At 41.8% G+C, this 14930-nt stretch carries 15 protein-coding genes; 7 read left to right on the forward strand and 8 right to left on the reverse strand.

Annotation, left to right across the window (positions count from 1 at the left end):
* The first annotated feature begins 419 nt into the window (after positions 1-419).
* The 6 genes from rpoD (at position 420) to B4F08_RS04290 (ending at position 6996) form a co-directional block, all read left to right on the forward strand.
* Positions 420-2306, forward strand: a complete 1887-nt coding sequence (rpoD, locus tag B4F08_RS04265) for an RNA polymerase sigma factor RpoD (RefSeq protein ID WP_291373384.1) — start codon at positions 420-422, stop codon at positions 2304-2306.
* 124 nt (positions 2307-2430) lie between these two features.
* Entirely contained in the window at positions 2431-2718 is a 288-nt protein-coding gene (locus tag B4F08_RS04270; protein WP_086208112.1) for a YbeD family protein, read from the forward strand.
* A 161-nt stretch (positions 2719-2879) separates the two neighbouring features.
* Positions 2880-3542: a lipoyl(octanoyl) transferase LipB gene (gene lipB / locus B4F08_RS04275; protein WP_086208113.1), complete on the forward strand. Its 663-nt coding sequence runs from the start codon at positions 2880-2882 to the stop codon at positions 3540-3542.
* 129 nt (positions 3543-3671) lie between these two features.
* Complete coding sequence (locus B4F08_RS04280; RefSeq protein WP_395579804.1) at positions 3672-4151, forward strand: hypothetical protein; 480 nt, start codon at positions 3672-3674, stop codon at positions 4149-4151.
* A 1-nt stretch (position 4152) separates the two neighbouring features.
* Positions 4153-5337 (forward strand): iron-containing alcohol dehydrogenase, encoded by a 1185-nt coding sequence (locus B4F08_RS04285; RefSeq protein WP_291373387.1) that lies wholly within the window; start codon positions 4153-4155, stop codon positions 5335-5337.
* A 264-nt stretch (positions 5338-5601) separates the two neighbouring features.
* Positions 5602-6996, forward strand: a complete 1395-nt coding sequence (locus tag B4F08_RS04290; protein ID WP_086208116.1) for an APC family permease — start codon at positions 5602-5604, stop codon at positions 6994-6996.
* A gap of 65 nt (positions 6997-7061) precedes the next feature.
* Here the strand turns inward: B4F08_RS04290 and B4F08_RS04295 are convergent, their stop codons facing one another.
* Positions 7062-7616, reverse strand: coding sequence for a flavodoxin family protein (locus tag B4F08_RS04295; protein WP_151706754.1), 555 nt, complete (start codon positions 7614-7616; stop codon positions 7062-7064).
* Positions 7617-7711: 95 nt separating this feature from the next.
* Positions 7712-8434 (reverse strand): SDR family NAD(P)-dependent oxidoreductase, encoded by a 723-nt coding sequence (locus B4F08_RS04300; protein ID WP_291373391.1) that lies wholly within the window; start codon positions 8432-8434, stop codon positions 7712-7714.
* A 176-nt stretch (positions 8435-8610) separates the two neighbouring features.
* Between B4F08_RS04300 and B4F08_RS04305 the strand changes: the two genes are divergently transcribed.
* Entirely contained in the window at positions 8611-8997 is a 387-nt protein-coding gene (locus B4F08_RS04305; protein WP_004695464.1) for a winged helix-turn-helix transcriptional regulator, read from the forward strand.
* A gap of 24 nt (positions 8998-9021) precedes the next feature.
* Here the strand turns inward: B4F08_RS04305 and B4F08_RS04310 are convergent, their stop codons facing one another.
* The 6 genes from B4F08_RS04310 to B4F08_RS04335 form a co-directional block, all read right to left on the reverse strand.
* A complete protein-coding gene (locus B4F08_RS04310; RefSeq protein ID WP_119063168.1) occupies positions 9022-9501 on the reverse strand; it encodes a tRNA (cytidine(34)-2'-O)-methyltransferase in 480 nt (159 codons plus the stop codon).
* 32 nt (positions 9502-9533) lie between these two features.
* Entirely contained in the window at positions 9534-10910 is a 1377-nt protein-coding gene (cysG, locus tag B4F08_RS04315) for a siroheme synthase CysG (RefSeq protein ID WP_291373395.1), read from the reverse strand.
* A gap of 76 nt (positions 10911-10986) precedes the next feature.
* Positions 10987-12258: a serine--tRNA ligase gene (gene serS, locus B4F08_RS04320; RefSeq protein ID WP_110974391.1), complete on the reverse strand. Its 1272-nt coding sequence runs from the start codon at positions 12256-12258 to the stop codon at positions 10987-10989.
* Between the two features lie 100 nt (positions 12259-12358).
* The gene (locus tag B4F08_RS04325; protein WP_291373398.1) at positions 12359-13171 is read right to left on the reverse strand and encodes an RsiV family protein; all 813 of its coding nucleotides are present in this window, start codon (positions 13169-13171) and stop codon (positions 12359-12361) included.
* Positions 13172-13304: 133 nt separating this feature from the next.
* Positions 13305-14003, reverse strand: a complete 699-nt coding sequence (gene lolA / locus B4F08_RS04330) for an outer membrane lipoprotein chaperone LolA (protein ID WP_086208123.1) — start codon at positions 14001-14003, stop codon at positions 13305-13307.
* A 219-nt stretch (positions 14004-14222) separates the two neighbouring features.
* Positions 14223-14930 (reverse strand): YadA-like family protein (locus B4F08_RS04335; RefSeq protein ID WP_291373400.1); only part of this gene is annotated, 708 nt, incomplete at its 5' end.

Below are 14930 nucleotides of genomic sequence, written 5' to 3' on the forward strand. Positions count from 1 at the left end.
GTGAAAAAATGTGAAGGGTCTTAGGCGCTATTTATATGGGTTACAGAACCTTGTCAAGTTTTATTTGCATTTAGAGCAATTAATTCGATTTTTGCTCTTTATTTTTAAGCAATTTTTATGGCATGATATAATCCACCTTGCGTCTGTTTAGTTTTACGGCTTGTTTGTGCCGAATAAACGCCAAATATCCTTTATTTCATATTTGGGTTTTAAACTTAAGCGCGTGAGGGATGAACTTGAAAACAACAATTTCACCCCCATCTAAATTACTGAATTTATATTTTAATATTTTATCAGGTCGCACTTTTGCTGAATTATCCTGATGAAATAGACAGCTATTGACAGCTAAATTTATGAAGCAAATTGTGCTAAAATGCACGGTTTTCCACTGCCACAGATTCAACAAAGAGTAAGCAAAGATGAGCGATATGACTTCCCCTACTTCGCAAGTAGCGGCTCTGATTAGCCGAGGCAAAGAGCAAGGTTACCTAACTTACGCTGAGGTTAACGATCATCTCCCAGACTCGATTACTGAAAGCGAACAGATTGAAGACATTATTCAAATGCTTCAAGACGTGGGTATTCCTGTGCATGAGCGTGCACCTGAATCTGACGATGCAATGTTTGAAGGTGGTAATGAAGCTGCCGATGAAGTTGCTGAAGAAGAAGCCGCAGCTGTTCTCGCTTCTGTAGAAAATGAACCTGGTCGTACTACAGATCCAGTCCGCATGTATATGCGTGAAATGGGTACAGTTGAACTGTTAACGCGTGAAGGCGAAATCAGCATTGCTAAACGTATTGAAGAAGGCATTCGCGACGTTCTTCATTCGATTGCTTACTGGCCGAATGCGGTTGAAGTGGTATTACAAGAATACAAAGATTATGAAGCAGGCGAACGTCGCCTTGCAGACATCCTTTCTGGTTATTTAGATCCAGAAACAGATGAAGACATTCCAGAAGTCCTCGAAGAAGAATCTGAGATTGATGACGAAGAAGAGTCTTCGAGCAAATCAACCAAAGATGTGAAACTGGATGATGACGAGGAAGAAGAAGAGTCTGAAGGTGATGATGATTCTGAAGGCGAGTCTGGTCCAGATCCTGAAATTGCAAAAGTTCGTTTTGACGAATTGGCAACCGCTTGGAAAAATACCCAAGCGGTAATCGAAAAGCACGGTCGTTCAAGCAAACCAGCTGAAGATGCATTAGAAGCACTAGCAACTGTGTTTATGATGTTCAAATTTACACCTCGTTTATTTGACATCATTTCAGAAATGATTCGTGGTACGCATGAACAAATTCGTACCTCTGAACGTGAAGTAATGCGCTATGCAGTTCGCCGTGGTCGTATGGATCGCACGCAATTCCGCACCTCTTTCCCAGGTCAAGAATCAAACTTTGCTTGGTTGGATGAACAAATTGCGAAAGCGTCGCCAGATCAAAAAGGCTATCTTGAAAAAGTACGTCCAGATGTTTTAGCGTTCCAACAAAAAATTGCAGACATTGAAAAAGATTTGGGCCTTGATGTTAAAGGCATCAAAGACATTTCAAAACGGATGGCTGTAGGCGAAGCAAAAGCACGCCGCGCGAAAAAAGAAATGGTAGAAGCGAACTTACGTTTGGTAATTTCGATTGCGAAAAAATATACCAACCGTGGCTTACAATTCTTGGACTTAATCCAAGAAGGTAACATCGGTTTGATGAAAGCGGTAGACAAGTTTGAATACCGTCGTGGTTATAAGTTCTCGACTTATGCAACGTGGTGGATTCGTCAGGCTATTACTCGTTCGATTGCCGACCAAGCGCGTACCATTCGTATTCCAGTACACATGATCGAAACCATTAACAAGATCAACCGTGTATCACGCCAACTTCTACAAGAAATGGGCCGTGAACCAACACCTGAAGAACTCGGTGAACGTCTGGAAATGGACGAAGTTAAAGTGCGTAAAGTGCTGAAAATTGCCAAAGAACCAATTTCGATGGAAACACCGATTGGCGATGATGAAGATTCGCATTTGGGTGACTTCATTGAGGACTCAAACATCACTTCACCTGTCGATGCTGCAACGTCTGAAGGCTTAAAAGAAGCGACACGTGAAGTGCTTGAAAACTTGACTGAACGCGAAGCGAAAGTTCTAAAAATGCGTTTTGGTATCGACATGCCAACCGACCATACTTTAGAAGAAGTAGGTAAACAGTTTGATGTAACGCGTGAGCGTATCCGTCAGATTGAAGCGAAAGCATTACGTAAGCTTCGCCACCCTTCTCGCTCAGAACACTTACGTTCATTCTTGGAAAACGACTAATTTATATGGACGCGATGGAGACTTGAAATTTTATCAATTGTCTCCATTAAGTCTTTAAGCGCAACACCTAACGCCTGCACTTTCGCAGGCGTTTGAAATAAAAGGGGGACTGACGCTCATGACTATGTTAGACCGCACACCATCTCGTGAATTACAAGAACATCTTTGGGTATTTCCTATGGACTACCCAATTAAACTCATTGGCCTTGCTGGCGATGACTTACGTGTTGCTGTAGTTGAAATTTTAGTAAAACATTTTCCAGAGTTTGATGCTGAATCGGTTCAAACTCAGCCATCACGTACTGGTAAATATCACTCTTTGACTGCACAATTGCGTTTTGAAGAGTTAGAACAAGTGCATCAGTTATATGCAGATCTTGCAGCTTGTCCGTTAATTAAGACTGCACTGTAATTCAAATGATGTATCAATGAGACACGCTTACGAGCGTGTTTTTTTGTGCCTATATTTTAATCTCAAGAATTCAACTTATTCACTAAAGAAATCCCCCTACACTATTGATCTTTTCTTTATAATTTAACACATACTTTTTGTTTTATAAGGACGCAAGTGCCGTGTCGTCAGATGTCGTTCTCAAACCACAACTCATTATTCGTCAGTTTGATGGCCTAACTCCCTATGCTGACCGCTTTATTGAAATGAAGACATTGACTGAACAACGTGATGTGGATACGCCTGATGAACTTTGGATACTGCAACATCATGATGTTCTCACCCAAGGTCAAGCAGGAAAACCTGAACATATTTTGATGAACAGCAACATCCCTGTTGTTCAATCCGACCGTGGTGGTCAAGTGACATGGCATGGTCCCGGTCAATTGGTTGCCTATTTTATGTTTGACCTCAACCGTCTTGGCTGGAACGTCCGTACTTTAGTATCTTATGCTGAAAACTTAATGATTGAGTTACTCAAAAAATATGAGATTGAAGCCTATGCCAAAGCTGATGCACCTGGCGTCTACGTTGATGGACGTAAAATTGGCTCACTAGGTTTTAAAATACGTAAAGGCCGTAGTTATCACGGTTTATCCTTAAATATTGACTGCGATTTGTTCGGATTTCAGACCATCAATCCATGTGGTTATGCAGGTTTGGAAATGGTGCGTATCTCAGACCTCAAAACCGACTACCCACGTTTTGAAAACTTATGTGCCGATATTATTGAAACTTTAAAGCACAGCGGTTACTTTAAAGATGTTCAAGTACAGCATGTATAAAGGCTTTGCTTTTCATGGAAAAATAAATTAGAGTATTTACTCTAAACTAATAATTATTTTTAGAAAGGACAGCGAGTGATTAACCTCAATTCAGTGAAACCCGCTCTGCAATTAACCTATGTCAAACTTATGATGGATGTGATTGGCCGAGGATTGGTCATGGCCAGCCAAGTCGATAGTGAAATTCAGCAAGAAGTTGCAAAATTTCCAGCCAATTTCACTCTATCTATGAATGTTTTTCCAAATGGGCCTGCTTTTTTAGCCAAAGTGACCGAAGACCATCAACTTGAACTGCTGACACCTGGCAGTCTAAAAGCAGATTTAACGATTACGTTTAAACATTTAAGTCATGCCTTTTTAGTATTTTCATTTCAAGAAAGTACAGCACAAGCATTTGCCCATGATCGTATGATCGCAGATGGCGATATTTCTTATGCAATTCGCCTCGTCCGCTGTCTAAATAAAATGGAATCCTTGATTTTGCCAAAAATGGTTGCAGAACTTGCAGTCAAAGAATACCCAACAGAACTGAGCTTAAAAGAAAAACTCACAGGCGCTGCAAATATTTACCTCAAAGTAGCCCAATCATATTTAAAACGGAGTGCATAACATGGCGAAGCCTTATTACGAATTTTTTTGTCCTGTAAAAGTGATCGCTGGTCATGCTGCTTTGGAACACATTCCGTTTGAACTGGCAACATTAGGGGCAACCCGACCTTTAATCATTACTGACAAAGGCGTACGTGCCAACAATTTACTTGCACCGATTGAAGCAGCTTTTGAATCCACCGACGCAGTGATTGGTGCTATTTTTGATGATGTTCCGCCTGATTCAAGCTTAGAGACAGTACGTAAAGCGGCCAATTTATACCGTGAACACCAGTGTGATGCCATTATTGCTGTCGGTGGGGGTTCAGTGATTGATACCTCTAAAGCCACCAATATTTTGGTGTCTGAAGGTGGTGATGACTTACTCAAATACTCTGGGGCACATAACCTACCTAAACCACTCAAACCCTTTTTTGTAATACCAACCACATCAGGTACAGGTTCTGAAGTTACCATGGTTGCAGTGGTGTCTGATCCAGAGAAAAATGTCAAACTACCTTTCGCATCGTACTATTTAATGCCACATGCTGCGATTCTTGATCCACGCATGACCCAAACCTTGCCACCACACCTAACCGCGATGACCGCAATGGATGCCATGACCCATGCTGTCGAAGCCTATACTTGCATGGCACACAATCCGATTTCAGATGCCTATGCTACGGCTGCAATTAAAAAAGTCAGCAATCATTTGTTTAATGTACTGGATAATCCAAGCGACGCGAACGGTCGCTTAGAATTGGCTCAAGCCTCCACTATGGCAGGTATTGCATTTTCAAACTCAATGGTCGGTCTCGTTCACTCTCTAGGCCATGCTTTAGGTGCAGTTGCCCACTTACCGCATGGACTATGTATGAACCTGATCCTTCCTTATGTACTTGAGTTTAATAAAGAAGTGAATGGAGACAAGATTGCAGACCTCCTATTACCGCTTGCAGGGCCAGATATCTATGCGCAGACTCCTGCTCACTTACGTGCAGACAAAGCCATTAGTACATTACTCACGATGCGTGATCGCTTATTCACATTAACCAAATTACCGCGTACGTTGAGTGAAACAGGAAAAGTGACCTTAGAACAACTCGATGAGGTCGCAGAAAAAGCCCTCAACGATGGTTCAATTATTTACAACCCGAAAGAAGCCAGCTTAAAAGATTTAAAAGCAATTTTAGAAAAAGCTTGGTAATTGGCATAAAATCAGCCAATATAGCGACAATCTTAGCCTGATGCTTTTTTAAACATCGGGCTTTTATTTGCCATAAGGAATAATGCTATGCATAGACTTATTGGCATAAAAACTGCTAAAAAATCTGAAAAAGTTACTGACAAAAGATGCCAAATTAATGTAGATTGGCGCACTTTTGAAATTAAACATAGGGGGGATCGTTCGTCTCAAACGATCCTTATAAACATGACTGATCCTTGATCAACGATAAAGAGGATAACGCCGTTGACTAATATTTCTGGGACTCAATCGGCAGCTAAACTGCAAAAAACGCTAGGTCTCTGGCACATCATTATTATTGGTTTAGCTTATATTCAACCAATGACATTATTTGATACTTTCGGTTTAGTATCAGAAGAAAGTCATTATCATGTGCCGACGTCATACATCATTGCTTTAATCGCAATTTTATTCACGTCGATCAGTTATGGTCACATGATTCGTCGCTACCCTTCCTCGGGTTCAGCCTACACCTATGCACAAAAATCCATCCATCCAAATGTTGGATTTATGGTGGGTTGGTCATCATGGTTAGACTATTTATTGTCTCCAATGGTCAACATCATTCTTGCTGTGATTTACCTAGAAGCCTTATTCCCTGATGTAAACCATTGGGTTTGGGTAGTAGGCTTAACTGCATTTATGACGGCGGTCAACTTACGCGGTGCACGCTTCGTTGCAAACTTTAATGGCTTAATCGTTTTGGTACAGTTAGCAGTTATCGCATACTTTACCTGGATGGTTTACAGCTTACTTGCAAGTGGCATCAATGCTGATGGTACTTTGGTCAATGCGAAATATCAGTTATGGAGCTTAGAGCCATTTTGGAATGAACTTACTACACTGGGTCCCCTAATTACTGGTGCGACTTTACTGTGCTTCTCATTCACTGGTTTCGACTCACTTAGCTCACTTGCAGAAGAAACAAAAGATACCGAGAAAACTCTACCTAAAGCGATTTTCTTAACAGCACTCTTTGCAGGTGTGATCTTTATTATCAGCACCTACTTCATGCAGATTTACTTCCCGAACGATCCTAAGACGTACTTTGAAGATGTTGCTGCAACACAGCCTGACATTTTACAAGCCGTTGGTGGCGTGGCGTTTAAAACGGTGGTGTTGTACTTCGCAATTGTGACTGTTATGGCATCAGGTATTTCGGCACATGCAGGCGTTTCACGTTTAATGTATGTAATGGGCCGTGATGGCGTGATTAACAAGAAGATTTTTGGTCATATTAGTCCGAAAAGCTTCACACCATCTTATAACATTCTCATTGTAGGTGCTGTGGCATTAACCGCGGGCTTCATGGACTTGGACATCGTCATTTCGATGATCAGCTTCGGGGCTTTAACGGCATTTACCTTTGTAAACTTATCCGTTATTTCGCGTTATGCTCTGCGTGATGGTCGCACAAAGAATATTAAAGACATCTTGAGCTTTGTAGTCATTCCAATGTGTGGATTCCTCAGTATCTTTGCCATGTGGTTAGAGATTGAAGAAACTGCATTGAAATTCGGTTTGTGGTGGGCAATGTTTGGTATTTTATACTTAGGTTATAAAACCAAAGGCTTTAAGCAACCAGCACCACAACATAATGAATTTGATGATCACCCATAATCTCTCATTTAAAAAGAAAAAGACGCCAAGTGCGTCTTTTTCTTTTTAAGGATATGGCTAAAAAACTAACCCTTAAATTGTTGAGTAATTTTGGCAATGCGTTGTGCATAAACTTTTGCAGTCTCTAAATCCCCTGTTGGGATCTCATCCACACTTGCATCTGAAGGCGTTTGCACCAATAAGCCTACAGAACCACCCAAGTTATTCACATCTTGACGGGTTGCAGCTTTGCTGTTGGCTGGCAATAAACCCAAGCTCACCCAAATACCACCATGCTGCGACGCAAGTGTTTGCAATTGGATTAAGGTCACTTGCTTATCCCCATTGAGGCTTGCACTATTGGTAAATCCACCAAAAATCTTATCTTGCCATGCGCGGGTAAACCATTTCTTTGAAGATGCATCAGCAAACTTTTTAAACTGCCACGGTGCAGTGCCCATATAAGTCGGTGCACCAAATACAATTGCATCAGATTGATCCAGTGTCAGCCAATCTTGCTCCTGAATGTCTCCATTTGGATCAATCTCTACCAGATTTGCACCAATTTCTTGCGCAAACGTTTGAGCAATCACTTTGGTATGACCATAACCTGAAAAATAAACAACAGAAATTTTCGACATTTTAGTTTCCTCTTTTAAATCACATCATTTGCATGGGCCAATCAATTGTGACATCGCACCATGTAAACCATTAAAAATAAATCATATGTAATATTTTAAACGCTTGCCTGATCAGGCTTAAGTTTCACATAACTTGCCACTTCAGCACTTAAACCTTGTTTAAGCTGTTGAGTCTTTTCTCCAACTAAAACCTCATAAGCATTTTGCTGGATGCCGTGGAAAATTTCTTGAGCCACTGTTTCCGGTGCAATCTTCGGAATAGGTAATGAACGAGTCAGATCGGTATCAATAAAACCCACATGTACGCCCATCACCTGAATATTAAATTGAGACAACCACTGGCGACTTGAGTTGGTATAGGACCATGCTGCTGCTTTGGAAATAGCATAACTAGTCAAAACAGTGCTTGGCTCCCATGACACATCTGAGAGAATGTTGACCACATAAGCCTGTTGGCTCTTTTGCAAGATTGGAGCAAAAATTTGGGTCACTCGCATCAAACCCAATAAATTAGTTTCCAAAATCTTTTGCGTAGTTGTAATGATATTGGCATCAACAGGATGCTCATTCAAAAGTGCAATGCCTGCATTATTCACAAGAATCGTGGTATCTGCACATTGTTCGGCAGCCTGCTGTATAGATCCCTCATCATTCACATCGAGTTGAATCGGGATTAACCCTTCTTCGTGAAAACTACCGATCTGACGCATCCCTACATAAATTTTTTTAGCGCCCTGATGACGAGCTTCCCGAGCGATGGCTAGTCCCAAGCCACGATTTCCACCCGTAATAAAAACAACCGCCTCTGAAACATTCATCCTATGATCCATCCAATTAGCCAGTATCTTGCGAAAGCATCGTCTAATGACAACGCTGCATTAAGTCTGTATTCATGATACACTTATGAAACCTAGTATCAATTAGTTACCACTTGGTAACTGGTCAAATTCACTGTTTCAGATGAAGATAGAACGTAAAAGGAACATATTTACAGATGAATAAACCCATGAAATTTAATATTTTTCATCCAGACTGCCCTGCTCGTCTTTTTTTTGAAAAATTTGCAGACAAGTGGATTTTATTGATTGTATATACGTTGGATCAAGAATCGCAGCACTTTAATGAGCTCAAGAAAAACGTTTTAGGTATTTCACCTAAAGTGCTTTCGCAAAAATTGAAGATATTAGAGCGCGATGGTTTTCTGACGCGAACCATTCATGAAGATAACGTGATACGAGTGGAGTATGCCTTAACTGAGATTGGCAAAGACTTTGCTCAAAATGCCTATCAAATGAAAGATTGGGTCGAAGCTAATATGCTTAAAGTTTTAAAATCCAGAGCGGGATTCGATCAAAAGCTAGAAAAAACAGAGCCTGCTTAAGCAGGCTCTGTCACAGCAATTTGATTAGGCTAAAGGCTTGAAACCCTGCTGACGCCATGCTTCATACACAATCACGGCGGTCGCATTGGATAAATTCAAACTACGCGAGTTTTCAGCCATAGGTAGACGAATCCAATGCTCTCGTGGAAATAACATACGAACCTGTTCAGGCAGACCACGTGTCTCAGGCCCCATGAGTAAAGCCACGGGTCGATTCAAATCCGAAGTATGTGGCGTTTCTGTTCCTTTAGTGGTTAAAGGATAAATCGCATTTAGATCAACCCCCTTTTCTGCCAAATTTGCTAAACACTCATCGAATGTTTCCCAAATTTGCATGCGTGCCCACTCGTGATAGTCCAAACCCGCACGTTTGAGCTTTTTATCATCTAGTTCAAAGCCCAATGGTTTTACCAAATGTAGCTGCGCTCCAGTATTAGCACATAAACGAATGATATTTCCTGTGTTTGCAGGAATTTCAGGCTCGTATAAAACAACATGGATCACAGCTTTTCTCTACTTTTTCAATTTGGCAAAAGTTAATCTTGCCATTGTAATTGTTCACGCAAACTCACTACATCGCCAATGATGGTCAATGTAGGTGCTTGAATATGATGCTCTTCAACTTTAGATGCAATATCGGCCAAAGTACCTACTACGACTTTTTGCTCAGGCGTGGTGCCTTTCGAGATCAACGCAACTGGCATGTCTGGGCGTTGACCATGCGCAATCAGTTTTTCACAAATTTTTTCTAAACCAACCAAGCCCATGTACAATACAAGTGTTTGATTTTGATAAACCAACTCATCCCACGGCAATTCAGGTGAACCCTCTTTTAAGTGCCCCGTAAGGAAACGTACGCTTTGTGCATAATCACGATGGGTAAGTGGAATGCCTGCATAAGCGGAACAGCCTGAAGCTGCGGTAATCCCTGGCACTACTTGAAATGGTACACCCGAGGCAAAAAGTTCTTGAATTTCTTCGCCACCACGCCCAAAAATAAATGGATCACCACCTTTTAAACGACAAACACGCTGACCTTTCGAAGCATATTCCACCAACAAGGCATTGATACCTTCTTGTGGCACAGCATGGTTAGATCGCGCTTTACCCACATAAATCTTGGTTGCATCACGGCGGCAAAGTTCCATAATCGCAGGGGAAACCAAACGATCATAGATCACCACATCAGCTTGTTGCATCAAACGCAAAGCCTTGAGGGTCAGCAGCTCAGGATCACCAGGACCTGCACCCACCAAATACACCTCACCTTTTGGTGTTTTCCACTCTGCCAACGCTTGTTCGATTAAACGATCTGCTTCAGCTAGGTTGTCATGAAAAACCTGTTCTTTCAGCGGACTTGCATATAAGTCTTCCCAAAAAACACGGCGCTCATCAGGACTGGAAATTTTCGCTTTCACTGTGGCACGCCATTTTCCTGAAAACTCAGCCAACTTGCCCATCCCATGTGGAATACTGGTTTCAAGCTGGGTACGAATTTGGCGAGATAAAACAGGAGATGTCCCATTGCTGGCAACTGAAATCACCAAAGGGGAACGATCGACAATGGCAGGAACCATAAAACGACAATGCGGTGGATCATCAACACTGTTGACCAGTATTTTCAGCGCTTCACAGTCCTCAAAGACTTGAGTATTCACCGCATAATCATCTGTTGCAGCAATCACTAAACGATAGTCATTGAGTTGAATCTGCGCAGGATATAGCGCTTGGATATACTGCCCTTGGCTTTCTTCAACCAGTTGCAATAAATTTGCATCAATATCAGGAGCGATGATATGAATCACCGCCCCTGCTTTATGTAACAACACTGCCTTACGGTAAGCAATATGCCCACCACCGACAATCAGACAAGGTTGCTGCTGCAACTTTAAAGAGATTGGAAAAATATCCACACACGACCTCAATGAGTTTTATCTGACTGTCTTAAAGCAATTATTGTGCACAAAATGGTGCAGTACATCGACTTTATTAGTCAATGTACTCAGCACCGCCCATATATGGACGAAGCACGGTCGGAATTTCAATCGAACCATCAGCACGTTGGTAGTTTTCCATGACCGCAAGTAAAGTACGACCCACAGCCAAACCTGAACCATTCAGCGTATGGACAAACTCAGTTTTCTTTTGGTCTGCACGATAGCGTGCTTTCATACGACGCGCTTGGAAGTCACCCATGTTTGAACATGAAGAAATTTCGCGATACGTATTTTGGCTTGGTACCCAAACTTCAAGATCGTAAGTTTTAGTTGCACCAAAGCCCATATCACCACCACAAAGAATGATCTTACGGTATGGCAAACCTAGTGCTTTCAAGATCCCTTCAGCATGACCTGTAAGCTCTTCAAGCGCTTGCATTGAGTCTTCAGGTTTAACAATTTGCACCATTTCTACTTTGTCGAATTGGTGCTGACGAATCAAACCACGTGTATCACGACCGTATGAACCTGCTTCACTACGGAAACATGGCGTATGCGCTGCATATTTCAGTGGTAAACGGTCTGCATCAATGATTTCATCACGCACGAAGTTAGTTACAGGCACTTCCGCAGTTGGAATGAGGTAATACTCTTTTTCACCTTGTAATTTGAACAAATCTTCTTCAAATTTAGGCAATTGGCCTGTACCACGGAGTGAGTCAGCATTGACTAAATAGGGCACATACGCTTCGGTATAACCATTTTCTAAGGTATGCGTATTCAACATAAACTGGGTAATCGCACGCTGTAGACGCGCAAGTGGCCCTTTAAGCACACTGAAACGAGAACCTGTCAATTTGGTCGCTGTTTCAAACTCAAGACCGCCCATCCACTCACCTAAGTCAGTGTGATCTTTAATTTCGAAGTCAAACGTACGTGGCGTACCCCATGTGAGGATTTCCACGTTATCACTTTCGTCTTTTCCTTCTGGAACAGACTCATCTGGCAAGTTTGGAATGCTGAGTGATTTCGCTTCAAGTTCAGCTTGTAATTCAGACAAAGCCACTTCTGCCGCTTTGATTTCATCACCAATTGCTGACATGCGCGCCATAATTTCAGATGCATCGCCACCAGCTTTCTTAATTTGGCCAACTTGTTTTGCACCCGAATTACGTTCTGCCTGAAGAGATTCAGTTTTGGATTGAATCTCTTTACGGCGAGCTTCTAGTGATGCCCATTCTTCAACATTCAGTTGTACACCACGTTTTGCTAAGGCTAAATTTACAGCCTCAATATTATTTCTGAGTAATTTCGGGTCGATCATAGCCAATCTTTTGCAAAGAAAAAAACTGGCTATAGTGTAAGCGCTTCAAGCCAAAAAATACAGTCACGCGATCACTAGCTGTGGCTTATTACAGCAATTTTCATGGCTTTTCTTTACCCGCTTTTTCTCGCTCAGCAGCATAATCGACAAAACTTGGTAAATATTCCGACTTAATTAAGCCGCTGGCTTGTGGATACGGTAAAACCAATTCAGACATCCCTTCTGCATAAGAGGCTAATTCATATAAGGGATAAACAAAGACAATACCCTTAGCACTCATATAATAATTGTCCGTTAGCTTCAATTGCTCACGTGAAATATTATGCTCGGACAACCACATGCTGTTGGCACTATACAATGCATCTAATAGTTTAGACTCGGTCTTCTCCACCACAATATCACTCAGTGCAACCCGTTTTCGAGTTGCTAAATCTAAAGTAATGTATTCGTTATGATACATACCGTGCGCCGCACGTGCTGGATAGTAATAATCCATCAAAACAAAATCTGCATATTTGCCACGCTGTGCCACATAACGGACATCCGACAAAGTTTCACTAAGCATACTCTCGTCTGGCTGCTTTACTGACTGCTTGGTTTTTTCAAATGCCACAGGATTGGCTTTTTTCATCCGTTCATCAAAATACTCATTGATCCACGGGACATTGGTTTCCAAACTGTACAACTGGTATTGGGTACAACCTTCTTCATCACAAGCAATAGAATGCGCCAATGGTAATGGTCTAACTTTTGCCTCAATCAGCGGTAAGCTCTGTGCAACTTTAGCTGGCTTAGCGGTCTCTTCACTTTTTGTCGCAGCACTGTCATTTTGTGGCTGACAAGCACTGAGTAAACCCACGCATAGCACCGCAGCAAAGACTGATCGCATTTTATTGTTATAAAGTGATGTCATTACTTTTCCTCAGTCATATATTCATTTATCAAAGACTATACAAAGCACAGGAAAAACTTCCCACCACGTTATGTAACTGGACTGCATCCGATAAAAAAACCACCCAAAGGTGGTTTTCACGGACTGTTCAACATTATTGATCAATAATGTCGGTGCCTTTAGGCGGTGTAAAATTAAAGGTTGAAGCTGGAATGCTGGCATTGACTTTGGTGTTATTAAACCGCACATAAGTCGTTTGCCCCAAAGAGTCTTCTAAGATCATTAGCGTTGGTGCGCTTTTTGCACCAAAACTGATCGTCAAGCTTTGAAATGCACCATCATCACTCTTTGGATATAAGGTATAGTAGGTTTTGCTCTTATTTGGTTGAGTAATACGATACGACTTACGGATTTGCTCGGTATTCCCTGACAATAATAGTGCAGGTGTATTCGCCACCTGTTCATCTAAAGTCTGACGAACTGCTTGCTGTAAGTCTGGATCATAAATCCAAACCGTTTTACCCGAGGTTACAATCGTTTGTTTCGCAGGACTGGTGGTTTCCCAATAGAATTTTCCAGGACGCTCAACTTTCATCACCCCTTTAAAGGTCTGATTCATGTGCTGAGCAGATAAACCTTGTTTCTTCGGCGCCTTAGATGCATTCGTCACTTTAGTGGTTTGCTCAAAATTAGAGCTGATACTTTGAATACCACTCAACTGCTTGACTAAACTCGTCGTCGCTTGTTGCTCCGATGCTGCAACCGAAGCTGCAAATACTGTACTGCTCATAACAGGGCCCAGCGCTACCACGCCTACTGTCATCGCACATAAAGTCTTACGAAGCATTTTCATAATTTCACCTTTTATAATTTGCGCAGTCGCAATTTGTTAGATGAGCTATCTTAAATCAAATTTTATGGCTAATAATTGAGAATATAAGAAGATTTGTATATTTATTGGTGCTTAGTGTTGTGAAATATCCATCATGATGGAGAACTTAGTTGTATTTTAGACATTAAAAAGCCTCTGAATAAGCAGAGGCTTTTTAGCTTAAATCAAGATCAATCATTGTTATTTCCATTGCCAACCAATTGCAGCACCTGCACCGAAGTCACCTTTACTATTGGTTGTCACTGCGACTTTGTACACATATTTATTGTTTTCGGTCACACCACTAAGACCGAAAGCATAGCCTTGTTCACCTTCCCAAGTCCCCACACCAGCACTCAACATATTATAACCTGCATCTGTCGGTTGCGGTAAAGATGCTATCGCAATACTTGATGCAACTGCTGCATAGGTTCGGTCCTCAAGTTTTCGCATGTCTCGATTCAAAGCATTTACACGACTATCAGTATATGCATTCGCTTGATTGAGAGTTTGCTCCCCGACTTGGTTCACATAGGTTTTTGCTTCATTCAGGATGTAGGTATCCGCTGCATCCATCACCTCTTTTGTTATGCCATTTGTGCCATCTGCACCTTTAAGGCTAGCCAACCATTGAGTTACAGTTCCATCAAATCCATCCCCAACAGCAACTTGATAGGCACTAAACCCCGAAGCACCAGTCATACCCGTGTTACCTGTATCACCTTTTAAACTGGCAAGCCACTCGGTAATTGTGCCATCAAAACCATTTACTTGTGCAACTTGGTAAGCACTGTAACCCATTGCGCCTGTTGTACCAGTATCTCCTTTCACACCTTGCATCCCAGTCGCACCTGTTGCACCAGTGTCACCTTTCACACCTTGGATGCCTTGTTCACCCTGTAAGCCTTG

Source organism: Acinetobacter sp. UBA6720 (genome assembly GCF_002454215.1).
In the GTDB taxonomy this organism is placed as follows: Bacteria; Pseudomonadota; Gammaproteobacteria; order Pseudomonadales; family Moraxellaceae; genus Acinetobacter.

Excerpts from the sequence above, each read along its gene's own strand:
- rpoD (WP_291373384.1), top strand. The coding sequence starts at position 420 with ATGAGCGATATGACTTCCCCTACTTCGCAAGTAGCGGCTCTGATTAGC.
- B4F08_RS04270 (WP_086208112.1), top strand. The coding sequence starts at position 2,431 with ATGTTAGACCGCACACCATCTCGTGAATTACAAGAACATCTTTGGGTA.
- B4F08_RS04280 (WP_395579804.1), top strand. The coding sequence starts at position 3,672 with ATGATGGATGTGATTGGCCGAGGATTGGTCATGGCCAGCCAAGTCGAT.
- B4F08_RS04285 (WP_291373387.1), top strand. The coding sequence starts at position 4,153 with ATGGCGAAGCCTTATTACGAATTTTTTTGTCCTGTAAAAGTGATCGCT.
- B4F08_RS04295 (WP_151706754.1), bottom strand. The coding sequence starts at position 7,616 with ATGTCGAAAATTTCTGTTGTTTATTTTTCAGGTTATGGTCATACCAAA.
- B4F08_RS04300 (WP_291373391.1), bottom strand. The coding sequence starts at position 8,434 with ATGAATGTTTCAGAGGCGGTTGTTTTTATTACGGGTGGAAATCGTGGC.
- B4F08_RS04305 (WP_004695464.1), top strand. The coding sequence starts at position 8,611 with ATGAATAAACCCATGAAATTTAATATTTTTCATCCAGACTGCCCTGCT.
- serS (WP_110974391.1), bottom strand. The coding sequence starts at position 12,258 with ATGATCGACCCGAAATTACTCAGAAATAATATTGAGGCTGTAAATTTA.
- B4F08_RS04325 (WP_291373398.1), bottom strand. The coding sequence starts at position 13,171 with ATGACATCACTTTATAACAATAAAATGCGATCAGTCTTTGCTGCGGTG.
- lolA (WP_086208123.1), bottom strand. The coding sequence starts at position 14,003 with ATGAAAATGCTTCGTAAGACTTTATGTGCGATGACAGTAGGCGTGGTA.